Consider the following 23,462-nt stretch of genomic DNA (forward strand, 5'->3'; position numbering starts at 1 on the left):
AATTGAAACTTATTCTTCGTGAAATGCCTCTTCCCGCTTCTTGCGAATTGAAGGCATAAACACCACGATCAGGGCAATTGCCGCGATGGCCAGCATGGTTGCACTAATGGGGCGTGTGACAAGCACGGAGAAGTCGCCGCGAGAAAGCAACAAAGCCCTGCGCAGGTATTCTTCCATCATCGGGCCCAGAATAAAGCCCAACAGCAAAGGCGCCGGCTCGCACTTCAATTTCGAGAAGATGTAGCCCAACACACCGAAGCCAGCCAACAAGTACACATCAAACAACTTGTTGCCCAAACTGAACACCCCAATACAGCAGAAAACCAGAATCATGGGGTACAGGAAATGATACGGCACTGAGATCATTTTGACCCAGATACCAATCAAGGGCAGATTCAGAACCACCAGAAACAGGTTACCGATCCACATGGAGACGATGATGCCCCAGAACAAAGCTGGCTGCTCGGTCATAACCGCTGGACCTGGCGTAATCCCTTGAATGATCATGGCTCCGATCATCAGCGCCATCACGGGATTGGACGGGATACCCAATGTAAGCAAAGGAATGAACGAAGTTTGAGCGCCTGCATTGTTGGCTGATTCTGGACCAGCAACGCCCTCAATTGCACCCTTGCCAAACTGCTCGGGTGTTTTCGAGATTTTTTTCTCGATGGAGTAAGAAGCAAACGAAGCCAGCATGGCACCGCCGCCGGGCAAAATGCCCAGCAAGGAGCCCAAACCAGTACCGCGAACGATGGGCCATGCCATGCGCTTAAGGTCTTCTTTATTGGGCAGCAAACCCTCAACCTTGGATACCATGGCAGAGCGCAGGTGTTCTTCTTCGAGGTTTTTGATGATTTCGCCCAAGCCAAACATGCCCATGGCCAGAATCACAAAGTTGATCCCCTCGGCCATGTAGGGTGTGTCGAAGGTGTAGCGCTCCATGCCTGAATTCACATCGGTACCTGCCATGCCCATCAGCAAACCCAGCACGATCATGCCGAATGCTTGCAACAAGGAACCGCTGGCCAGCACCACGGAGGCGACCAACCCAACCACCATCAACGAGAAATATTCGGCTGCACCAAACTGCAAAGCGATGTCTGCCAAAGGTGGCGCAAACAATGCCAGCAAGACGGTTGCGAACGTACCAGCCACGAAAGAGCCGATTGCAGCAGTGGCCAAAGCCTTGCCCGCTTTGCCTTGACGAGCCATTTGATAACCATCGAGTGCGGTAACCACCGACGAGGATTCGCCGGGCAAGTTGACCAGAATAGCCGTGGTGGAACCACCATACTGAGCGCCGTAATAAATACCGGACAACATGATGAGAGACGACACTGGCGGCAGGCCGAAGGTGATTGGCAACAACATGGCAATGGTGGCAGTGGGCCCCAAGCCAGGCAGCACACCAATTGCCGTGCCCAGAAAAACACCGATCAGGCAGAACAAAAGGTTATTGATCGTGAAAGCTGTTTCAAGACCAATTGAAAGATTAGCAAGAAGTTCCATGTTTACATTCCAAACCAAGACCCAAAAATGGGCAGCGGAATACCCAGACCTTTGACGAATACCAGGCTACAAAAAATAGCGGCGCCAAAAGCAATGATCAGGGTGAACTTCCAATTGAAAAATTTGCTGGCCATTGCAGAAATACCGAACACCGCCATGACTGCAATTGCAAGACCTGCACCCTCCACCAACAAGGCAAATATAATGATGGAAATGGTGACGTAAATGATTTTTGAAAAGGCAAAACCTTTCAAAGGTTCGCCTTCAACAATGAAGGAGCGAACCAGTGAAGCAGCGCCGATCAAAATGAGCAAACCACTTAATACTTTGGGGAAATAGCCGGGGCCCATGCTGATGGCTGTGCCCATTTCGTAGTCAGCAGCCATGTACAAAGCTGCTGCACCGATAATCAGGTACAGCAGCCCAGCCCAAAAGTCTCGTAAATCTTTTGGCATTTTAATTTCTCAGAATAGATCAGTCAGCGTACTGGCCAGCTTTGTCGATGATTGGCTTCCAGCGTGCAATTTCAGCATCCAGATGCTTGCGAAGCGCGGCTGGTGTGGCCTGGTCTTGAGATACTGGCTCGGTTCCCAGTTCAGCAAAACGTGAAATCACTGCAGGATCTTTCAACGCCGTTTGCAAAGACTTGCTCAGACGATCAATGATGGGCTTGGGTGTGCCTTTGGGGGCATACAAACCGTGCCACACGCCCACTTCAAAACCAGGCAAACCTGCTTTGTCCAGCGTTGGCAGATCAGGCAAAGAAGCCACTGGTTTTTTGGTGGTCACGGCGTAGGCCTTGATTTTTCCGCCTTTGATTTGGCTGGTGGTGTTGGTGGTTTGGTCACACATGAAGTCGACCTGACCGCCCAACAAATCGTTCATGGCTGGGCCAGTGCCTTTGTAAGGCACTGTTGTAAGGTCTACACCCACAGCGGTTTGGAACAACATGCCGCACAGGTGTGAAGCAGAACCAATGCCAGCGTTGGCATAGGTAACCTTGTCTTTGTTGGTTTTGATGTAGGCCAACAATTCCTGCATGTTTTTGGCAGGCATGTTGCCACGCGCCACAATAGTCATGGGTACATCAGTGACCAAACCAATGGTTTCAAAGTCAGTTGATGCGTTGTAGGACAGTTTGCGGTAAAGCGAAGGCGCTGTGGACTGGCCGATGTGGTGCAAGAAAATATTGTAGCCATCGGGTGCTGAACGGGCTGCCTTGCCAGCAGCCAGGGTGCCACCGGCACCGCCGAGGTTTTCGACAATCACTTGTTGGCCCAGGTCTTTGGACATGGACTGCGCAATCAAACGACCCACCGTGTCAGTTGGGCCACCCGCTGCGAATGGAATCAGCATGGTGATGACTTTGGATGGGTAGGCATCCTGGGCTTGCACAGTACCCATCAAGCCCAACAGGGCAACTGCCAATACGGATTTAATCGATTTCTTCACGGAACTCTCCTTGTGATTGGTATCGGAATGTCTACATCAATGTCTGTTGTTGTTATCAAACTTTCACGCAACTTTGTGCGAGATGTTGCAGTATCAGCATGCAACTGGCTCGCAGCAATTGTGGTTTTCCATATACGCAGAAACCACAGACACAATCACGACAAGGTCAAACAGCGCCTCAAACACACCACTATCGAGATAAACTTAGTTTTTTCCCTGCTTTTTAAGCCAGTCGTTCAAGGCGGTTGCAACCACCTGATTAATGCCTTCATTTGTACCGACTGCGTATTCACGCAGGCGACTCACCAAATCAGCAGGCAGACGGTAGTTCACCGGCACCAGTTTACTGGCAGGTATTTCAGCGGCGCGCTCACGTTTGTTGTTTTGTGCTTTGGCGGCTTGACCGAAACGATCAGGAAGGCTTTCGGATTTCAGTGAACCGTCAAGTTTCTTGGCCATGTTTTTGGCCATGTCGGTGGATTTAAGCGCCATGAGGTTCCTGAGGAAAGGGGCAGATCGGGAACGAAGTATAGCGCCAAACCACGCCCCGAGGTGAGCCAACGATCAAGCCACAGTCAAGCCCGTTTGATCAAACGAATCAACATCAACAAAACCACTGCGCCGATGGTTGCCACCACAATGCTTCCCAACAAACCGCCGCCACTGGAAACCCCCAGTGAGTTGAACAGGAAACCGCCCACAAAAGCACCAATTACGCCAACTACCAAGTCGCCAATCAAACCGAAACCACCGCCCCGAACCAACTTTCCAGCCAGCCAGCCCGCAACAATCCCAACCAGCAAAAAGACCAATAAACTCATTTTTCTCTCCTAAAACGAATGGACGAAACGTGAAGACGTGACCAAATCGCCAGAAGAAAGGTCGTTTTTCTCGTAGTCGGCAACCAATGCGGCAGCCTGATCAAAGTGCTCAGAAGCGACAAAAACGTTGGCAAAACCAGTGGGGGAAAGGTCGCCGACAGCGCCCTGAAGAAAATGGCCGCCCACGTAAGTGGATATTTCGCAGGCGTTCAGCATACCGGCAACAATGTGCGCCTCGATAATGTTGCCCGCTCTATAAACAATTTCCATGTTGCCCCCTTGTTCAGCAAGACTAGCCGAAAACAAGGGAGCAGGTAAACACATCATGTGACTGAATGCTAACGGGCACTCACGCGAAGTACCTTGCCATCCGAGCTGTCAGTCAACAGGTAGATTGCTCCATCGGGGCCTGTGCGAACATCCCTGAAACGCGCACCCACTTCTTTAAACAACACTTCTTCTTCAGACGCTTTGTTGCCTTTCAACACCACTCGACTGACCTGCTGGGCTTTCAATGCACCCACCAGCAAATTGCCTTTCCACTGCGGAAACATATCGCCGTTGTACACGGTGATGCCTGAGGGCGCGATGGACGGCACCCAGTAAATTGCGGGTTGTTGAGTACCCTCATATTCTTTGAAGGGTGAAATTTGTGCACCGGTGTAGTCGATGCCGTAGGTGGCTTTGGGCCAACCGTAATTGGTCCCGGGGGTAATCACGTTCACTTCGTCACCACCACGCGGACCATGCTCATGAGCGATCAATCGTTTGTTGGCGGCATCGTAGGCCAGGCCCTGAACGTTTCGATGACCGTAACTATAAATTTCGGGTTTGGCGCCCTGTTTACCCACAAAGGGATTGTCTTTGGGCACAGAGCCATCGGCATTGAGCCGAACAATTTTTCCAAGGTGATTCGACAAATTCTGCGCTTCTTCACGATAACTGTAACCATCACCCAGTGTCACGATCAGCGTGTTGTCGGGCAGCCACGCCATGCGCCCGCCGTAGTGCGCACTGCCAGACTTCGCCATTTGCGAGCGGAATATTTCTTTGACATTCGCAAGGCTGTTCTCGCCAAGCTTGGCGCTGGCCACACACAGATGGTTTGCACTGCGCGTGCCGCAGGCATAGCTGAGAAAAATTTGCTGACTTTGCGCAAAATCGTGGGAGGGCAATACATCAAACAAACCCGCCTGGCCGCCATAAAATACCTTCGGGACACCAGCGATTGGGGCATTCACCAATTTGCCATCGGCGGCCACCAGGCGCAGCTGGCCAGGTTTCTCGGTGATCAAAGCGCGGCCATCAGGTAAAAATGCCATGGACCATGGACTGTCCAAACCATCGGCAAAAGTCTCGATTGTGTAGGGTTTGGTAGATTGAGCCTGGGCTTGGTCGGGTGGCAGCACAATACCGGCAATCAGTAATGCAAGAATTGCGGGACTGGCTGACAGTTTGCGGGTCGACAGTTTGGCGAACAAGGCGCCCGAGGCTGCGGCGGCTGCAAGCATGGAAAACATGCCCCCGACGGTGCGGGTGGAGGAAATCAGTATTGGCATTGGTGCAATCATGTCGACCACTTTGAAAGTTACCCACAGACCCAGTGCAGCACCGAAAACACACCAAAAGGTGCGCCATGCAGTGCCGGTGAAACGCGTGAACAGCAATGCGACGGCCTGAGATACCGCAAAACTGCACCCAAAGATGACTGCATAAACTGGCGAGAAGTTCCCGAGATCGTGCAGGGTGGTGTGAAGCCGCGTACCCCATGGAATGACAACCCCCAGGTTTTGCAAGGCCTGCAAATTGACCTGCGACTGCACCAGGGTGCCCAGCAAGGAACCCAGCAACCAGACCAAAAGCCAAACCAGAAAAACCGAAAACCGTTTGTTTGCGTGATTCATGAAAGCATGCCCAAGACGGTCGGCGCGAGCCGAACCTGATGTGTTAACAAAATAATTCGATTGATTTATTCGGGTTGTCGCCCATATGAAATGGACTGAACCACGCCCCCCCGAAAGCGTACGGTGGCAATCAAATTACCCTGCCCCCTGTCGTACACCCACACTTCTACGGGCAGGCAAGGTACCAGCGATTGCGCAAACGGAGAGGGAACCGGTTGCAGGGTACCGGGAAAATACACTGGATCACAAAAAGTATCTTTCAAAGCGGGTTGCCCGCATTTGTAGAGCACAGAGACCCTGCTGTCACCCTCATAGGCACTGCCCTGGGTGCACCGCAAGGCCTCTGCTTTTGCCGGTGAAATCAGACAAAACAGGGCAAACATTCCGATTGTGAGCAGTGCATGTTTCATGGTTCAACTGTCTCCTTCGTGAATTCGACAGCCTGGAAAAAACGAAAGTTCAGTGAATAGCACAATCAACCGAGAAGGCTTAGCCGTAAACCGCTACCACCTGATAGCCCAGCGATGCCAGTTGACCATTCGGGGTCCACAGCTTGGCGCTTTGATTCACGTAACCATCAGATCCGGCTTTGGTTTCCATGTCGATTTGGAACCAACCCTCGCTGTCGATGTTGGCAGGAATGGGTGGCAATTCAAGTGACCAACTAACCGAACTGGCCATGACAGGCCCTTTAAAGTGGCTAAGGCAAGGTGTGGGCGGGCCATCACTGAGCATCACAATCAACACCTCGGGACTCAGGTTTTTGTCTGTGGCACGGATGTAGATACCACTTTCCCAAAACGGGTTGCCCATGTAGGGAATGCTGCCGATGGCCCAGCGCATTTCGACATGCTGCAAAAAGTTGGGCGTGATTTTGGGTATGAAAGGCAATGCCGGTAATTCTTCAACTTTTTTGGGCAGAGGCTTGTGTTCCGGTGTTAGCACAGGCAACGCAGATTCACGCGGTGCCCCGAATACGCCAACCACCAAACCCGCCAAAGTTTCGTCGCTGTATATTTCGCATTGCACCTGGCTGACACTTTTGCCCTGCCGGAGCAAACGCGTGCGATACACCACATCGCCAGCGGGCACAGGGCCCACGAAATTGGTCTGCAGGGCACGCAAAGGCATGTCTATGCCAAGCGTGTCACGCATGGCGACCACGGCAAGAGCTGACAAAAAACCACCGAACATGGTTCGGCCTTGCATCCAGTCCTCGGTGGCGGTGAAGGTAACGGTATCACCGCTCAGGCGGCGGCTGGACAGAATTTCTGAAAGTGCAACGGTCATGCTGAGCCTATGGTGCGTATTGAATTAGTTTTCGAATTGCTTGAAATTTGGGGCACGCTTTTCACCAAACGCCTTGAATGCCTCTTGTGCGGGGGCTTGTGGAATCATGCTCATGAACAGGTGCCCTTCTTCGGCCATTTTCTCGGCCACAGCAGTTTTGTTGGCCGACTTCATCAAACGCTTGGTGGTCAACAGGCTTGTGAGTGGCAGGTCGAGCAGTTTTTTCACTTGCGCTTGCACATGTGCCGCCAATGCCTCTGGTTCAAGCACATCGGAAACAATGCCGGTGTCGTAGGCTTTCAAAGCGGTGAAAATATCGCCCAACAAGAGCAATTCAGCCGCTTTCTGGTAGCCCGCAGAAATGGGCAACAACAAGCTGGAAGCCGCTTCCGGGCACAAGCCCAATTTCACAAAAGGCATGGAAAATTTTGCAGTGCTTGCTGCATACACCAAATCACAGTGCAGCAATACGGTGGTGCCGATACCAATGGCCAAACCTTGCACCTGTGCTACCACAGGCTTGGGGAACACGGAGATCATTCGCAGAAATCGAAACACAGGCGCATCGAGATCGGTGGGTGGGTTGTTCAGAAAATCGCCCAGATCGTTGCCCGCAGAGAAACAGCCTTCATGGCCTTTGAGCAACACCACTTTCACGCCACTGCTGTGCGTGGCATCGCGAAACGCGTCAGCCAGCGCGGTGTACATGGCGTTGGTAAATGAGTTTTTGCGTTCTGGCCGATTGATGGTGATGGTCATCAAGCCATTGCTGATTTCTGTTTGAATGTCCACTGCCGTATTCCCTGTCTTTTTTTGTTGTAAAAACTCAAAAAAAACGGGTGAAGGTTTGCACCCACACCCGCTTTGATTCGCGCAGAAATTACACGCGTTCGAAGATGCCTGCTGCACCCATGCCGGTACCGATACACATGGTCACCATACCGTATTTCAGGTTGTGCCGGCGCAGTGCATGCACTACAGTGGCTGCGCGAATTGCACCGGTTGCACCCAGTGGGTGGCCCAAGGCGATTGCGCCGCCCATGGGGTTCACCTTGGCAGGGTCCAGTTCCAGGTCTTTCATGACGGCCAAGGATTGCGCGGCAAACGCCTCGTTCAATTCAAACCAGTCGATGTCGCTGGCTTTCAGGCCAGCAGTTTTCAACACGGCAGGAATTGCTTCCTTGGGGCCAATACCCATGATTTCGGGGGGCACACCACGCACGGCAAAACCGCGCCACTTGGCCAAGGGAGTGAGGTTGTAGCGCTTCACAGCTTCTTCAGAAGCCAGAATCAAGGCACCAGCACCATCACTCATTTGCGAGCTGTTACCGGCGGTCACTGATCCCTTCGCAGCGAATACAGGCTTGAGTTTAGTCAAGCCCTCAATCGATGAATCGGCACGGGGGCCTTCGTCCAGACCTACTACCTTGCTGCTGGTTTTGATTTCGCCAGTGGACAAATCGGGCGAGGCCTTGACCACGGTGAACGGTGTAATTTCATCATTGAACTCGCCAGCCTGTTGGGCAGCGATTGCTTTTTTGTGGCTGTTCAGTGCGAATTCGTCTTGCGCGTCGCGGCTGATGCCCCACTGCTGCGCAACTTTCTCAGCAGTCATGCCCATGCCATAGGCAATGCCCAGGTTCTCGTCTTTCTGGAAAATTGCATTGTTGAAGCTTGGCTTGTTGCCGCTCATTGGCACCATGCTCATGCTTTCCGCACCAGCAGCAATCATCACCTCAGCTTCGCCCATGGCAATGGCGTTGGCAGCCATTGAAACTGCTGTAATGCCTGATGCGCAGAAGCGGTTGATGGTAACGCCACCTACCGTGTTGGGCAGGCCTGCCAGCAACACAGCGATACGGGCCATGTTCATGCCCTGCTCGCCTTCGGGGAAGGCGCAACCTACGATTGCATCGTTGATTGAAGCAGGGTCGAGCGTTGGCACTTGGGCCATTGCGCTAGCAATGGCGTGCACCAGCAGGTCGTCGGGGCGGGTGTCTTTAAACACGCCACGGGGGGCCTTGCCGATTGGGGTGCGCGTTGCTGCGACGATGTAAACATCTTTACAAGTTTGAGCCATGTTTGCTCTCCTTAGTTACGTACGGGCTTGCCGGTTTGCAGCATGCCCATGATTCGTTCTTGTGTCTTGGGGTTGTCGAGCAACTTCACGAAGTGCTTGCGTTCCAGATTCAGGAACCACTCTTCATCCACCAAAGAGCCAGTTTCAATTTCGCCACCGCACACCACTTCGGCGATTACGCAGCCCAAATGGAAGTCGTAAGCGGAAATGAAACCACCGTCGCGCATGTTCACCAGCTGTGCCTTGATCGTGGCGTAGCCTGATTTGCCTGCGGCGGGTACACCCTTGATTTTGTGAGGTGGACGATAGCCGCCGTCGAACATGGCACGGGCGCGAGAAATGGCGACGTACAGCAGTTCATGGCTGTTGAATACGATGGTGTCCGATTCCTTGATGAAACCAAGGTCGCGACATTCCATGGCCGATGTGCCCACCTTGGCGGTGGCTGCGGTCATGAAGCCGTCTTTCAGGAAAGCCAATACATCGGATGAACCTGCTTTTTGAGCAGCCAAACCAGCGTTGATCGCAATTTCCTTCAAGCCACCACCGCCGGGAATCAGGCCAACGCCCACTTCCACCAAACCCATGTAGCTTTCCAGGTTTGCAACGCGTGCGGCACAGTGAATTGCGAATTCGCAACCACCACCCAAGGCGAGGCCAGTTACAGCGGCCACGGTGGGTACCTGTGCATATTTCAGCGCAGCAGTGCCTTTCTGGAATTCTGCCACCATGGGTTCAATGGCCTTGCCGCCGCCCTGCATGAATGCAGGCAACATGGCTTGCAGGTCAGCGCCTGCGGAGAAGGGCTCATCCGGGCTCCACAGCACCAGGCCTTTGTAGCTTTTTTCAGCCAAGGCGATGGCTTCATGGGTGCCAGTGATTACATCTGGACCAATGGCGTGCATTTTGGTTTTGATCGACAAGATCAACACATCATCATGGCCGGGTGCGGTCCAAATGCGAACTGCATCGTTTTCTTTGATGGTGGTGCCACCGTTGTGGCCAGTCACAGTTGTTTCGCCCAATACTTTGGCGCGGAAGATTTGGCGCTGGTACACCGGCAAATCTTTGCGGGGTACGAATGAATTGGTCGCTGGGCTGAATGCGCCAGCGGTGCTATACACGCCGCCGTTGTCGGCCACCGGGCCTTCAAAAACCCAGGCGGGCAGCGGTGCGTTGCACAAGGCTTCGCCTGCATCGATGTCGGCCTTCACCCACTCAGCAACTTGCTTCCAGCCAGCGGCTTGCCAGGTTTCGAATGGACCTTCGGTCCAGCCGTAACCCCAGCGCAAACTGAAATCCACTTCACGTGCAGTGTCAGCAATATCGTTCAAATGGAATGCGATGTAGTGAAATGCGTCGCGGAAAATCGCCCACAGGAATTTGGCCTGTGGATGCTCGGAAGCACGCAGCGCAGCCATGCGTTCAGCCACGTTGCGGTTCTTCAGAATTTTCAATACAGCTTCATCGGCCTTGCCTTCAGATGGCACATAGCTGCTGGAGTTCGCATCGAACACCATGATCTGCTTGCCTTCTTTCTTGAAGAAACCGCCCTTGGTTTTCTGGCCGAGCGCGCCTTTTTCAACTAGTGTTTTCAACACGGCAGGTGTTGCGTAGCTGGGTGCAAACGGGTCGTTGGGCAGTGTGTTTTGCATGGTTGCAATCACGTGGCCCATGGTGTCCAGACCCACCACGTCGGCGGTGCGGAAGGTGGCGGATTTCGCGCGACCCAGTTTGGAACCGGTCAGTTGGTCCACGATGTCGAATGGAATACCATACTTCGCTGCTTCAGCCATGGTGGCCAGCATGCCGGCCACGCCCACGCGGTTGGCCACGAAGTTGGGCGTGTCTTTCGCAGTAATAATGCCCTTGCCCAAGGTGGTTGTCAGGAAGGTTTCCAGATTGTCCAGAATGTCCTGACGTGTGGTGCTCAAAGGAATGAGTTCACACAGGTGCATGTAGCGAGGCGGGTTGAAGAAGTGAACGCCACAGAAGCGGCTCTTGAGTTCTGCATCAAAACCTTCGCTGAGTTTGGAAATGCTCAAGCCCGATGTGTTGGTGGCAAAAATTGCAGTGGCATTGATGTGCGGTGCGACTTTTTTGTACAGGTCGTGTTTCCAGTCCATACGTTCGGCAATGGCTTCAATCACCAGGTCGCAGCCCTGCAGCAATTCCAGGTGCTCTTCGTAGTTGGCGGCTTGCACATATTGCGCAACGTCTTTCGCGCCAAACGGTGCAGGCTTCAGTTTGGTCAGGTTCAGAATGGCTTTGTCTACGATGCCATTCTTGGGGCCTTCCTTGGCTGGCAAATCAAACAGCACCACAGGCACTTTGGCATTGGCACAGTGGGCAGCAATTTGTGCGCCCATCACGCCAGCGCCGAGCACGGCGACTTTGCGAACGATGAAATTGGACACGCGTGTCTCCTTCGAGTTAATTGGTTTGAACGCCCGCAGCCGATTGCAGGCTGCGGGGTACTACGGGACAGGTTTCTTAGAACAGGTCAGCTTCCATTTCCATCAGGCTGCTGGAACCTGCGCGCGCTTTGCGAATCAGCATGGCGGTCTCAGGCAGCATTTTCTGGAAGTAGAAACGGGCTGTGTGCAACTTGGCGGTGTAGAACTTGTCGCCACTGGCTTGTTTTTCCAGCGCGATTTTTGCAGCTTTGGCGAAGAAGTAAGCGTAGAACAGATGACCCACAACGCGCAGGTAATCCACGGCAGCAGCGCCCACTTCATCGGGGTTTTGCATGGCCTTGCCACCAATTTCCATGGTCAGCTTGCTGACCTTGTCGCCCAAATCAGCCAGGGGTTCAATGAACTCTTTCATGGCTGGGTTGTTGGCTTCTGATTCGCACAGCGCACGCACCATTTTGCCGAACTTCATCAGCTTGGCACCACCGTCGCCCAGCACCTTGCGACCCAGCAGGTCCAGTGACTGAATGGTGTTGGTGCCTTCATAAATCATGTTGATGCGGCTGTCGCGAACGTATTGTTCCATGCCCCACTCGGCGATGTAACCGTGGCCGCCGTACACTTGCATACAGTGTGAAGTGGCTTCCCAGGCGTTGTCGGTGATGAAGGCTTTCACGATTGGTGTAGCCAGAGCAACCATGTCAGAAGCTTCCTTGCGAACTGCTTCATCGGGGTGGTTCAGTTCTTTGTCCAGTTCCAGCGCAGTCCACATGCACAATGCGCGGCCACCTTCAGCATACGCGCGGGTGGTCAACAGCATTTTGCGCACATCGGGGTGAACGATGATGGGGTCTGCTGGCTTGTCGCTTGCCTTCGGGCCTGTCAGCGAACGGCTTTGAATACGGTCTTTCGCATACACCACCGCGTTTTGGTAAGCCACTTCGGTCAGGCCCAGTGACTGCATGCCCACGCCCAGGCGGGCTGCGTTCATCATCACGAACATGGCCGCCAAGCCGCGGTGGGGTTGACCAATCAGCCAGCCGGTTGCGCCGTCCAGGTTCATCTGACAAGTAGCATTGCCGTGAATACCCATTTTGTGTTCAATAGCGCCACAGAAAATCGGGTTGCGCGCACCCAGCGAGCCATCGGCATTGGGAATGAATTTCGGTACCAGGAACAGGGAAATGCCCTTGGTGCCAACGGGTGCATCGGGCAAGCGGGCCAACACCAAGTGAATGATGTTCTCGGCCATGTCATGTTCACCCGAGCTGATGAAAATTTTCGCACCGGTAATTTTGTAGCTGCCATCAGCCTGAGGTTCGGCTTTGCTGCGCAGCATGCCAAGGTCGGTACCGCAGTGTGGTTCGGTCAGGCACATGGTGCCGGTCCATTCGCCGCTGGTCAGCTTGGGCAGGTACAAATCTTTCTGTTCCTGACTGCCATGCTCGTGCAAGCAATCGTAAGCGCCGTGCGTCAAGCCGGGGTACATGGTCCAGGCCTGGTTGGCACTGTTCATCATTTCATAGAAAGCCTGGTTCACAGTCACTGGCAAGCCCTGACCACCGTAATTGGGGTCGCAGCTTAGCGAGGCCCAACCGGCTTCCACAAACTGCTGATAGGCTTCTTTGAAGCCTGTCGGTGTTTTCAGTGAATGGTCGGCCTTGTTCAAAGTACAACCTTCTGAATCGCCCACGGCGTTCAGGGGCTGCAACACTTCCGCGCAGAATTTGCCGCCTTCTTCGATGATCTGATTCACCGTGTCTGCGTCAATTTCTTCAAAGGCGGGAATGCTTTTGAAAGTAGCTTCTGCGTTCAACATTTCGTGCAGTACGAATTGCATGTCGCGGATTGGGGGCGTGTATTGGCTCATTGAAGTGTCTCCTGGTACTACTGGCTCAGAATTTCTGACGGGGTTTGCTGGTAATGCTGAATCATGCGTTCAAAGCCTTGGCGGGCCCGCTTCACAGACGAAGAATCACCCATAAGGCGACCTTGCTGGTGGGCTGCCAGAATCAGGCCGACCATCTCGAATACGAGTTGGTCCGCATGGGCCTGATTGGCCGGTAAATGATTTTCTTCGATGGCCTGTGCCGTGGCACGGTGCATTTCTTTTTGCCAGTCGCGATGCATTTTCACCAGGACATCGCGAACCGCCCCTGGCCTGTCATCGTATTCTGTCGCGCCTGAAATATAGATGCAACCACTGTCGATTTCCTTGCCGATCCGGTCAAGCCAACGCATGAAAATTGCACGCAAACGGGGCAATCCGCGGGGCTCTTTCAAACAGGGAAACAACACGGCGTTGATGAATTGGGTCTCGTACTCTTGAAGTACGGCAATTTGAAGTTCTTCTCGCGAACCGAAGTGGGCGAATACGCCGCTTTTGCTCATGGCCATTTTTTCTGCGATAGAACCAATGGTCAAACCCTCGAGTCCCTGTGTGGACGCGATTTCAAGCGCCGCCTCAACAATGGCGGCTCGGGTTTGTTCACCTTTGCGCATATAGAAAATAGACCGAACGTTCGTTTTTTTATGAGTGTACGCTATTTCTTCGGCAAAATGGGAATGGGCCAGGTTAGAGAAATTCCTCTAGGGCATCATTATCCACGAAATATTATTCAAATTATTTGAATGATTACTGCAAAAAAGGTCACTCGATTTTTAGCAATTGAACGCGCATGATTCGCTCATCGATTCAGTGAATCGCAAACCCAATACGGAGAATTGAAATGACTACAGCAAACACAACACACGCAAGCACGAATGTTCTGGACAATGCCTTTAACTCATCAGCCTCAACCATTGCCCTGATTGGCCGGGTTCTACTGGCTACCATGTTTGTTCTGGCGGGCTTCGACAAAATCGGAGGGTTCGAGGGCACCGCCGGGTACATCGGTTCTGTGGGTCTGCCTTTTCCAGAAGTACTGACTGTGCTGACCATTGCGGTTGAAATTGGCGCGGGGCTGGCTTTGATTGTCGGCTTTCAGGTACGAATTGCAGCGTTGCTGCTGGCCGGCTTCACCCTGGCTGCCTCGGTTTTGTTTCACAACTACTGGGCCATGCCTGCTGAACAGGCATTTGTGCAGCAACTGATGTTCATGAAAAACGTGAGTGTGGCTGGTGGCCTGCTAATGGTTGTGGCTTTGGGTGGTGGCACACTTGGCTTGAGCAAAGGCAAATAAAGAACAATCAAGTGGCAAATCAGTGGGCTGAAGGGCCCACTGTTCACACCACTGGAAATACTGCTTCGCTGGCCTGGGGATTGACTGCATAACCGCCGGTGAAAGCACCAAATGAAGGCAGTATGAGCTGATCGCTTTTCAGGTAGAAGCATGGCAATCGGGCTCGGCTTCTACCTTTTCCATTCAGTACCACGACTGGGTGCTCATGCCCGGCAAGCACCAAAGCATCTTGCACGGTCTGTGGGTGATGGCACAAGGCAAACCCACCCAGCATGAAAGGCTCCTCCACCACCGAAATGTTCAAACTTGCAGGCGGATCACCCGCCCTGCTGTCATGATTGCCGCGAATCAACGTCATGGTCAGGTTTGCGTGCTGGACGCGCCAAGCCATCAGTTTGCTGAGCAAGTCGGGGTTGTGCGCCATTTTTGCGTGCAACAAATCGCCCAGAAAATACACCGAAAGTGGATTGAATTCTGCGATACATTCTGAGAGCTTATCCAGATTCTCTTGAGTGGTCCCCGCAGGCACAGGCACACCCAGGCTGCGAAAGGTAGCGGCTTTGCCCAAATGAACATCGGCGACAAAAAGCGCCTTGTGTGCGGGTGAAAACGCCGTTTTGTGGCGCGACAGTTGAAGTGCGCCAAAAGGTGTTTCCATTGAATGTACTGAAGAGTTTGCTGACAACAAATGCACGGTGAAGATGACCTGAATTGTAATTTTGAAATCTGTTAAACCTGAGCTGCTTTCTCTAGCTCGGCCACCATTCTTGCCACACGATCGCTGAGCTTTTCCGTGCTAACGGTTTCGCGCAACCGCTCAATCAGCAAGGGAAACGCAAAAGGTGTTGGGCGATCAATCGACTTGAACACCAAAGTTTTGCCGTGAATTGCACAAAGCGCTGCCTCCATTCGTTTCAAATCAAGTTCTTGTTCAAGCGCCTCACGCTGGGCCTGGTCCAGCAACAAATTATTTTGATCGTGTTTTTTGAACACCTCGAAAAACAAACCGCTGGAGGCTTGTAACTGCTTTGCACTTTTTCCCGCCCCGGGGAAGCCTTGAAAAACCAAACCCGCGATTCTGGCAATCTCACGGAAACGTCGCTGGGCGAGTTCAGAGGCGTTGAGACAAGCCAGCACGTCCTCGAAAAGATTCTCCGTAGAAAACAACGGGGCTTGTGCAAGGCTGCCCGCAATCCATTCATGCCAGTTCACGGGTTCCGCACTCAACAGTTCAAACCCGTAATCGTTCATGGCAATTGAAAACGTGCCCGGCTTGTTCCGCGAGGCACGCCAGGCCAGAAGACTGGCCAAGCCAATGTGAACAGTTCGTCCTTCAAACGGATATACAAACAGGTGGTGACCTTCTTTGCTGTGCAGCGCTTCAATCAGCAAGTTGCCAGTATTGGGCAAAGCACTCCAGCGCATTTGCAAGGCCAACAAACTCTCAAGTGCGCGCAGCTCGGGCAAAGTGGTCTTTTTCCCGGAAGAAATAGCCTGGTGCGCCAGCTCCAGCATTTGCAGGGAGGCGTGCGCAAGTTCACTACTCAAGGGCATTTTACCGCCCTGCCACTGCGGCACCGTGGCTTTTTTGCGGTCGGCTTTGCGCACATAGGCAGTCATGTCACGCACCTTCACCAGTTCGAGCACGCGACCTGCAAAACTGAAACAATCGCCGGTCTTCAAGCGTGCGATGAATCCTTCTTCAATGGTGCCAAGGCGCCCGCCAGTCATCCACGCCACATGCATCGCTGAGTCGGAGACAATGGTACCCACCGACATGGCATGCCTGCGCGCAATGTCACGCCGGGGCACGCGGTAAATACCTTCCTCATCGGCGGCCACCCTTTGATAGTCCGGATACGCAGCCAGGCTTTCGCCTCCCTTCTCTACAAAAGCCAAGGCCCAATCAAACTGGGAGCGGCTCAAATTTTCATAGGCACTTGTGGTGCGCACTTCGGCAAACAATTCATCGGGTTTAAATCCAGTGCCCATGGCCACAGTCACCAGGTGCTGCACCAACACGTCCAGTGGGGCCAATGGGCTGAAACGCGATTCAATCTGTTTTTGCTGGGCAGCATGGCGGGCAGCGGCGGCCTCGACCAATTCAAGCGCATGGGTAGGCACCACGGTAATTCGGGAGGGCCTGCCGGGCGCGTGCCCGGAACGACCTGCACGTTGGAGCAGACGGGCAACGCCTTTGGGCGAACCAATTTGAATCACGCGTTCTACGGGTAGAAAATCGACGCCCAGATCAAGCGATGAAGTACACACCACAGCCTTCAGGCTGCCGTTTTTTAATCCCTGCTCAACCCAATCGCGCACGGTTTTATCGAGTGAGCCGTGGTGCAAGGCCAGTAAACCGGCGTAGTCGGGCCGGGCTTCGAGCAAAGCCTGATACCAAATTTCCGCTTGGGAACGTGTGTTGGTGAATACGAGGGTAGATGCAGACTGGTCGATTTCCCGCGCCACAAACTCAAGCTGATTCAAGCCCAAATGCCCGCCCCAGGGAAAACGCTCAAAGGTGTCAGGAATCAAACTGTCGATCATCAGTTGTTTGGGCAGTTTGCCTTGAACCAATGTGCACTTACCGTGGTTTTTAACCGGATGCAGCAGCACATCCATGGCCACAGGTAAGTTACCCAAAGTAGCGCTTAACCCCCACACCTGCAGGCCCGGGTTAATTCGGGCCAGGCGTGCGATGGCCAACTGCAGTTGCACACCACGTTTGTTGCCGATCAGTTCATGCCATTCATCGACCACCAACACTTGCAGTTTGCTCAAGTTGGGCTGGCTGCTGGCGCGCGTGAACATCAGGGTCAGACTTTCAGGCGTGGTAACCAAAGCGAAAGGGGGGTTGCGCAAAATCGCTGCTCGCGCGGCTGAATCGGTGTCGCCGGTTTGCAAGGCCACATCGCAATCACCCACCAAGGCTGACAGCGATTGATGCAAAGCCTTGGTGCTGTCAGCAGCCAAAGCGCGCATGGGTGTTATCCACATGACACGGGTTGCCGCACCCCTTGGCTTGGGAAGTTGTGCCAGCCGAAGCAAGGCACCCAGCCACACCGCCAGGGTTTTACCAGCGCCGGTGGTGGCATGAAGCAAGCCGCTGTGGCCTTTCTGAAATGCCTTCCACACCTGCAATTGATACTCGAAAGGCTGCCAGCCTTGTGCGTCGAACCACTCCTGAAGATTGGCCAGGGTGAGTTCTGACAACGGCGGCCTATTCGCCTGAAGAACGACTTCGGGAGCTTGACCTACAGTGGCTGGTACCAAATTTACTGCCCTGTCGGCCGCTTTCTTTTTTCGACGCAGGGCTTTGAGCTGCGTACCCACATTGGGGCCTGGCGGAATACCTCGAAATTCAGACATGTTTTACTGCATTGATGATCCGGTTCCCGATTGTGCCATGGTTAATGCGAACCCTGATGATCATCCGCAAGCAGCGTCAAGTTACCACCGATGGCTGCGGTGTTAATTGACAGCACCTGCTCACAAACCAGCCTGTAATCTGGATAAACGCCATGCTCATCGGCCAACACCAGAGGAATGATTGTTCCCGGGTGTTTTGCCAGGAGATTGCACACCCTTTTCAAGATTTCTGTGTTTTCCGGGTGACAAATTACCAGGTTGATATTGCCAAGATCAATTTCAGACAACACCTCGGCATTCGCGATCAAATGTGGGTTTCGGTCATCGTCTGCGAGCTCACAAACCGGCACATTCCCGGTGCTCAGCACCGCGTCAATTTGTTGTTCAAGCAAAGTAAGGTCCTGTGCAGTGCACCAAATCCGGCCACGGGGTCGGCAGCGGTAAAGGTTTTGTTCACCTGTGGGGCCGTGCAATTCTTGGTCCTGCATATTCTTAAGCTGAGGCAGGCGCATCAAGGTAGGCAAATAATGCGGGCCACCTGCCTTGGGCCCGGTTCCCGATTTGCCATGCCCACCAAATGGCTGGCTACCCACCACAGCACCTACCATGTTTCGGTTCACATACACGTTGCCAGCTTGCGTGGTGTTGCAAACCAGATCGATGGTGGATTGAATGCGGCTGTGAATGCCAAAAGTAAGGGCGTAACCGGTAGCATTCAATTCATGAAGCAAGGCGGGCAAGTGGTCGACCTTGAAACGCAAGACATGCAGTACCGGGCCAAACACCTCTTGCTGCAGTTCATACAAGTGCTGTAGTTCGATCAGGGTCGGCACCGCAAAGTGACCCGCGACGCAGAGATCCACGCGTTCCGCCCGGAACACGGGAAATCCATTTGCGTTCATGTTTTCAATGTGGGTATTCACTGCTTGCCATGCGTCTCGATCAATCAGGGGTCCAAGATCGGTGGAAAAAAATGCAGGGTCACCCACCTGTAGCTCCTGCATTGCGGCTTTTAGAAGAGCGATGAGGCTGTCGGCAATATCCTCTTGCACACACAGCACCCGCAGTGCCGAACAACGCTGCCCCGCACTTCCAAAAGCCGATTCAAGCGCATCCCCGACCACTTGTTCAAGCAATGCCGAAGAGTCAACCACCATGGCATTTTGTCCGCCTGTTTCAGCAATCAGCAAGGGGAGGCTTTGCAAACAGTCACGATTCAACAAACTGGCGTGAATGTGCTTGGCCGCCGCATTAGAGCCCGTGAACAAGACGGTATCCACTGCAGGATAACTGCATAGCCAGGAACCCACTTCCCAATCGCCATAGACCAGCTGCAACACCTCCACAGGCACGCCTGCCTTGTGCAACAGCGTTGCTGCATAACATGCAATGTGCGGCGTTTGCTCGGCGGGCTTGGCCACCACCACGTGCCCACTGGCCAGTGCACCCACCACCTGCCCCATAAAAATGGCCAAAGGAAAATTCCAGGGGCTGATGCACACCGCAAGGCGCGGTGTTGATTCGGATTGCGATGCACGCAAGGTGGAAACCTGGGCTGCATAGTAGCGGCAAAAATCAACGGCTTCGCGCACTTCCATGTGGGCATTGGGGATGGTTTTTCTGGCTTCGTGAACCAGCAGGTTAATCAATGGAAGCTGATGACTCTCGAGCAGCTCCGCTGCTTGCAACAAGACAGTCGCCCAGTGTTCTGGCCCTTTCTCAAACCAGTCGCCACCCGTGCTGCGCGATCGAAAAGCAACACCCAATGCGGATTGCACCTGCCCATGTGTGTTGTAAGCCAAGGGTTCCAAATCCGCAAAGGTTCCGCTACCTACGGCTTGATGAAGTTGCTGCACAGTGCGTTTGCAATACAAATCTAGCCCGCTTGAGTTCAGGCGATTGGCACCAAACAAATTCGGTGCAGGTACGCAGGCAGGGTTGGCTTGAACGCCATGCCTACGCAAGGTGAGAACCGGGTGTTCCAGCAGTTCATTCACGTCCACATTCGGATCCACCATCTGATTAACGAACGAGGTGTTGGCGCCATTTTCCAGCAAACGGCGCACCAGGTAGGGAAGCAATGTTTGGTGAGTGCCCACAGGCGCATAAATTCTGGCACGGCTGTAAAGCCCCTCACCCATGCCATGCAAACACTGCATCTCGAACTGCCGCACATTCAGTTGCTCGGCCATGTGCTGAACAGCGGCGTACGTATGCGCGTTGTGGGTGGCAAATTGTGGGTAAATGAAATCGGCATTGCGCAACATCAGCTCCGCACAACACAGGTATGAAAGATCGGTGTGAACCTTCTGGGTAAACACCGGGAAATGTGCCAAACCCTGTATTTGGCAACGCTTGATTTCACTGTCCCAATATGCACCTTTGACCAATCGAACCTGGATAATCCGTTCACTGGCGCGTGCCAGTGCAGCGACAAATCGAACCACAGCTGTTGCTCGGGTTTGATAGGCCTGAACCGCCAACCCAAGACCATTCCAGCGCTTTAATTCAGGCTCGAAGGCCAAGCGTGTGAACAGGTCGAGTGATAATTCGAGACGCTCGCTTTCCTCTGCATCCACATTGAATGCAATGTTGTGCTGCTTGGCTGAAAGTGCCAGTGCGTAAAGCCGCGGGTACAGTTCGGCTTGTACGCGTTGTTCTTGCCACACGGTGTATCGCGGGTGCAATGCCGACAACTTCACAGAAATACCGTGACCGTCGATTACGCCTTTGGAATTACTTTGTCCAATCACATGGATTGCATGCAAGTAGCTGCTGAAGTAAGCCTGCGCGTCCGCTTCACACAAAGCCGCTTCCCCCAGCATGTCGAAGGAATAGGTAAAGCCCTGCGAGGATTTCGCACGGCTGCTGCGCAAAGCCTCCTCAATGTTTTGGGCAGCAACAAACTGCTGCCCCATGAATTTCACCGCCTGTTCCACCGCAGCACGAACGAGGCCTTCAGTGCTATGTGCGATCAAGCGCCGAAGGGTGGAGTACAGGGTGTTGTCATCTGGAATTTGAATCCAATGACCGGCCATGAACAAACCCCAGGTGCCTGCATTCACAAACAGGGACGTGCTGTTCCCCAAGTGAGCCGCCCAATTCGCATGGCTTAATTTGTCGCGAATCAAATCATCGCGTGTTTGGGTATCCGGAATTCGCAACAGAGCCTCGGCAAGACACATCAGCGCAACGCCCTCCTGGGTGGACAAGCGATACTCCGCCATCCACTGGTGGACGCCTGCACGGTGTTTTTGCACCTCATATAAACGCTTTACATGCCCGAGTGCGGCCTGTTTGATGACATCAAACCCGGTGTCAGGCCAATCGCATTGTTCAAGCAGGTTGCGCACTCGCTGTGTTTCATCCACCCGAGTCAGTGCATCTATTTCAGTGCGCAAACGGTCCAGCTCAGCCTGCATGTTCAGCCCAGTCAAACGAACGCTGCACATGCCGCTCCCAATGCGGATTCAGAAGAACTGTCAGCAACTCCACTGCACGCTGCGCACTGCTGCCAGTGGGGTCTGCGGCAGGGTTTAACTCAACCAGATCGACCGACCCAACACAACCGGTTTGAGCAATGCGCGCCATGCAATATCGAAGCGAATCAAGCTGCAAGCCACCGTCTTCCGGTGTACTCACGCCGGGTAACACCAAGGGGTCAAGGCAATCCACATCGAAGCTCACGTGCAAATGAGTACCTGGCTCAATGTCGCTCAGTGCAATATTCATGGCCTGAATAATTCCACGCCCTTGTATGTGCCTCATGGTAACCATGGGCAAAGCCGCGCGGCGCACCGCGCGGCGCTCCTCGGGGTCAACAGAACGCACACCCAATAATCGAATTTGAGAAGCGCGCAAGGCTGGGGAGAACCCGGCAAGCTCGGTCAACTCAGAAGGTCCCTGACCACACAGCGCGGTCAATGGCATGCCATGCATATTGCCGGTGATCGAAGTATTGGCCGTATTGAAGTCAGCATGCGCATCCAGCCACAACACCCGCAGTTCTTTGTTCTGACGTTGGCAATTCGATGCCACCGCACTGATTGACCCCATGGCCAGCGAATGATCGCCACCCAGCAATACGGGAATATCGCCAACATTCAATGCTGCGGCCACTGCGGCATACACTGCCCGATTCCATGCCAGTACTTCATGAAAATTCCGATACCCCTGCACCTCGACATACGGTTCAGATGTCTGTATTTTCAGATCGCCGCGGTCAATCACTTTGCAACCGATTTTTTGCAAACCCTGCTGAACACCGGCACGCCTTAGTGCACAAGGACCCAGTGCAGCACCAGCCATATTTGCGCCGGCATCGCACGGGGCACCGATCAGTGAAATCATGCGACCTCCCCGTGTTTCAAACAACTGTACAAGTTCTTGGGATCCGGCAGTTCAGGGATCAAGGACAGTGATTCAAGTTCACCCTGTGCAAGCGCCAACCTGTGCATGTAACGCATCGCGGAAAAATCTTCGAGCGCAAAACCCACCGAGTCAAACACGGTGATTTGATCCGGCGCTGTACGCCCAAGCGCAAAACCGGTCAGCACTTCCCACAACTCCGTCACTGGAAAATCCTTGGGCATTTGCTGGATCTCACCCTCAATCCGCGTTTGCGGTTCATATTCAACAAATACGCGGGCGTCGCGAAGAATATCGGGGTGAAGCTCAGTTTTGCCGGGGCAGTCGCCGCCGATGGCATTGATGTGAACGCCTGGCCTGAGCATGTTTTTGGTCAACACGCTGGCATGGGTTTTTGCGGCTGTGGCAGTGGTGATCACGTCAACCTCACGTACAGCTTCCGGGACACTTTTGCACAATATAGTCTTCAAGCCGAGTTCATACAAATGATTGGCCAGTTTTTCTGTCGCCGAAAAATCGGTGTCGTACAAATAAAACGTGTCAATTCCGAGCAGTTCGTGAAATGCAACGGCCTGAAACTCGCTTTGCGCACCATTGCCAATCAGCGCCATGCAGCGCACTGCTGGATTGGCCATGTGCCGTGCTGCGAGTGCAGAAGTCGCGGCAGTGCGCAACGCGGTGATCAACGTCAATTCACTGACAAACTCCGGCAGGCCGGTTTCTACACGCGCGAGAACACCAAAGGCCATGACCGTGGGCAATTCATGCCGGTGATTGTTGGGATGCCCGTTGACATATTTGAAACCATAGGTTTGTCCATCACTGATTGGCATGATTTCAATCACGCCCTGTGCAGAATGACTCGCCAGGCGCGCCGACTTGTCAAACTGCTCCCAGCGCTTGAAATCGTGATCAATCTCGTTAACCATTCCCCGAATACAGTGGGCCAGGCCAGTCCGTGAAATCAGTGTTGCCGCGCCTTGCGCGCTCAGGAATAAGGTGCGCATCGCATACTCCCTCACCTGCTGAATTGCAAGTAGAAACACCATTGTGCTGCCCAGTGAAGGCAA

Annotated in this window: 20 protein-coding genes; 1 reads left to right on the forward strand and 19 read right to left on the reverse strand. The window is 53.5% G+C overall.

Annotation, left to right across the window (positions count from 1 at the left end):
* Positions 1-9 precede the first annotated feature (9 nt).
* The 14 genes from PY990_RS02190 to PY990_RS02255 all read right to left on the reverse strand — a co-directional run bounded on the left by PY990_RS02190 (position 10) and on the right by PY990_RS02255 (position 13,975).
* Entirely contained in the window at positions 10-1,512 is a 1,503-nt protein-coding gene (locus PY990_RS02190; protein WP_275270211.1) for a tripartite tricarboxylate transporter permease, read from the reverse strand.
* Between the two features lie 2 nt (positions 1,513-1,514).
* Entirely contained in the window at positions 1,515-1,967 is a 453-nt protein-coding gene (locus tag PY990_RS02195; RefSeq protein WP_275270212.1) for a tripartite tricarboxylate transporter TctB family protein, read from the reverse strand.
* A 19-nt stretch (positions 1,968-1,986) separates the two neighbouring features.
* Positions 1,987-2,916 (reverse strand): tripartite tricarboxylate transporter substrate binding protein BugD, encoded by a 930-nt coding sequence (locus PY990_RS02200; protein WP_413789490.1) that lies wholly within the window; start codon positions 2,914-2,916, stop codon positions 1,987-1,989.
* A 252-nt stretch (positions 2,917-3,168) separates the two neighbouring features.
* Complete coding sequence (locus tag PY990_RS02205; protein ID WP_275270214.1) at positions 3,169-3,456, reverse strand: hypothetical protein; 288 nt, start codon at positions 3,454-3,456, stop codon at positions 3,169-3,171.
* 83 nt (positions 3,457-3,539) lie between these two features.
* Positions 3,540-3,785, reverse strand: a complete 246-nt coding sequence (locus PY990_RS02210; protein ID WP_105028144.1) for a GlsB/YeaQ/YmgE family stress response membrane protein — start codon at positions 3,783-3,785, stop codon at positions 3,540-3,542.
* Between the two features lie 9 nt (positions 3,786-3,794).
* Entirely contained in the window at positions 3,795-4,055 is a 261-nt protein-coding gene (locus PY990_RS02215; protein ID WP_105028143.1) for a putative signal transducing protein, read from the reverse strand.
* A 68-nt stretch (positions 4,056-4,123) separates the two neighbouring features.
* Positions 4,124-5,689 carry a PQQ-dependent sugar dehydrogenase gene (locus PY990_RS02220; protein WP_275270215.1) on the reverse strand — a complete coding sequence of 522 codons (1,566 nt, stop codon included), beginning with the start codon at positions 5,687-5,689 and terminating at the stop codon, positions 4,124-4,126.
* 65 nt (positions 5,690-5,754) lie between these two features.
* Positions 5,755-6,099, reverse strand: coding sequence for a DUF2845 domain-containing protein (locus PY990_RS02225; protein ID WP_105028142.1), 345 nt, complete (start codon positions 6,097-6,099; stop codon positions 5,755-5,757).
* A 79-nt stretch (positions 6,100-6,178) separates the two neighbouring features.
* Positions 6,179-6,979 (reverse strand): acyl-CoA thioesterase, encoded by an 801-nt coding sequence (locus tag PY990_RS02230; protein WP_275270216.1) that lies wholly within the window; start codon positions 6,977-6,979, stop codon positions 6,179-6,181.
* 24 nt (positions 6,980-7,003) lie between these two features.
* Positions 7,004-7,771 (reverse strand): enoyl-CoA hydratase, encoded by a 768-nt coding sequence (locus PY990_RS02235; protein ID WP_105029786.1) that lies wholly within the window; start codon positions 7,769-7,771, stop codon positions 7,004-7,006.
* Positions 7,772-7,859: 88 nt separating this feature from the next.
* Entirely contained in the window at positions 7,860-9,059 is a 1,200-nt protein-coding gene (locus PY990_RS02240) for an acetyl-CoA C-acyltransferase (protein WP_105028140.1), read from the reverse strand.
* Between the two features lie 11 nt (positions 9,060-9,070).
* Positions 9,071-11,476: a 3-hydroxyacyl-CoA dehydrogenase/enoyl-CoA hydratase family protein gene (locus PY990_RS02245; RefSeq protein ID WP_275270217.1), complete on the reverse strand. Its 2,406-nt coding sequence runs from the start codon at positions 11,474-11,476 to the stop codon at positions 9,071-9,073.
* Between the two features lie 76 nt (positions 11,477-11,552).
* Positions 11,553-13,343 carry an acyl-CoA dehydrogenase C-terminal domain-containing protein gene (locus PY990_RS02250; protein ID WP_105028138.1) on the reverse strand — a complete coding sequence of 597 codons (1,791 nt, stop codon included), beginning with the start codon at positions 13,341-13,343 and terminating at the stop codon, positions 11,553-11,555.
* Positions 13,344-13,360: 17 nt separating this feature from the next.
* A complete protein-coding gene (locus tag PY990_RS02255) occupies positions 13,361-13,975 on the reverse strand; it encodes a TetR/AcrR family transcriptional regulator (RefSeq protein WP_105028137.1) in 615 nt (204 codons plus the stop codon).
* Between the two features lie 227 nt (positions 13,976-14,202).
* Here PY990_RS02255 and PY990_RS02260 point away from each other — a divergent pair, with 227 nt between their 5' ends.
* Positions 14,203-14,655 carry a DoxX family protein gene (locus tag PY990_RS02260; protein ID WP_275270218.1) on the forward strand — a complete coding sequence of 151 codons (453 nt, stop codon included), beginning with the start codon at positions 14,203-14,205 and terminating at the stop codon, positions 14,653-14,655.
* A gap of 43 nt (positions 14,656-14,698) precedes the next feature.
* Here the strand turns inward: PY990_RS02260 and pdeM are convergent, their stop codons facing one another.
* The 5 genes from pdeM to PY990_RS02285 form a co-directional block, all read right to left on the reverse strand.
* On the reverse strand, positions 14,699-15,313 hold the full coding sequence (gene pdeM / locus PY990_RS02265; protein WP_275270219.1) for a ligase-associated DNA damage response endonuclease PdeM: 615 nt from the start codon (positions 15,311-15,313) through the stop codon (positions 14,699-14,701).
* Between the two features lie 71 nt (positions 15,314-15,384).
* The gene (locus tag PY990_RS02270) at positions 15,385-18,024 is read right to left on the reverse strand and encodes a ligase-associated DNA damage response DEXH box helicase (RefSeq protein WP_275270220.1); all 2,640 of its coding nucleotides are present in this window, start codon (positions 18,022-18,024) and stop codon (positions 15,385-15,387) included.
* A gap of 41 nt (positions 18,025-18,065) precedes the next feature.
* Positions 18,066-21,476 carry a bifunctional proline dehydrogenase/L-glutamate gamma-semialdehyde dehydrogenase PutA gene (gene putA / locus PY990_RS02275; protein ID WP_275270221.1) on the reverse strand — a complete coding sequence of 1,137 codons (3,411 nt, stop codon included), beginning with the start codon at positions 21,474-21,476 and terminating at the stop codon, positions 18,066-18,068.
* Complete coding sequence (gene rocF, locus PY990_RS02280; protein ID WP_275270222.1) at positions 21,436-22,374, reverse strand: arginase; 939 nt, start codon at positions 22,372-22,374, stop codon at positions 21,436-21,438. Before rocF ends, putA begins: the two co-directional genes overlap by 41 nt.
* The gene (locus PY990_RS02285; protein ID WP_275270223.1) at positions 22,371-23,399 is read right to left on the reverse strand and encodes an ornithine cyclodeaminase; all 1,029 of its coding nucleotides are present in this window, start codon (positions 23,397-23,399) and stop codon (positions 22,371-22,373) included. Before PY990_RS02285 ends, rocF begins: the two co-directional genes overlap by 4 nt.
* Between the last annotated feature and the right edge of the window lie 63 nt (positions 23,400-23,462).

It is taken from the genome of Limnobacter olei (assembly GCF_029087225.1).
Taxonomy (GTDB): Bacteria; Pseudomonadota; Gammaproteobacteria; order Burkholderiales; family Burkholderiaceae_B; genus Limnobacter; species Limnobacter olei.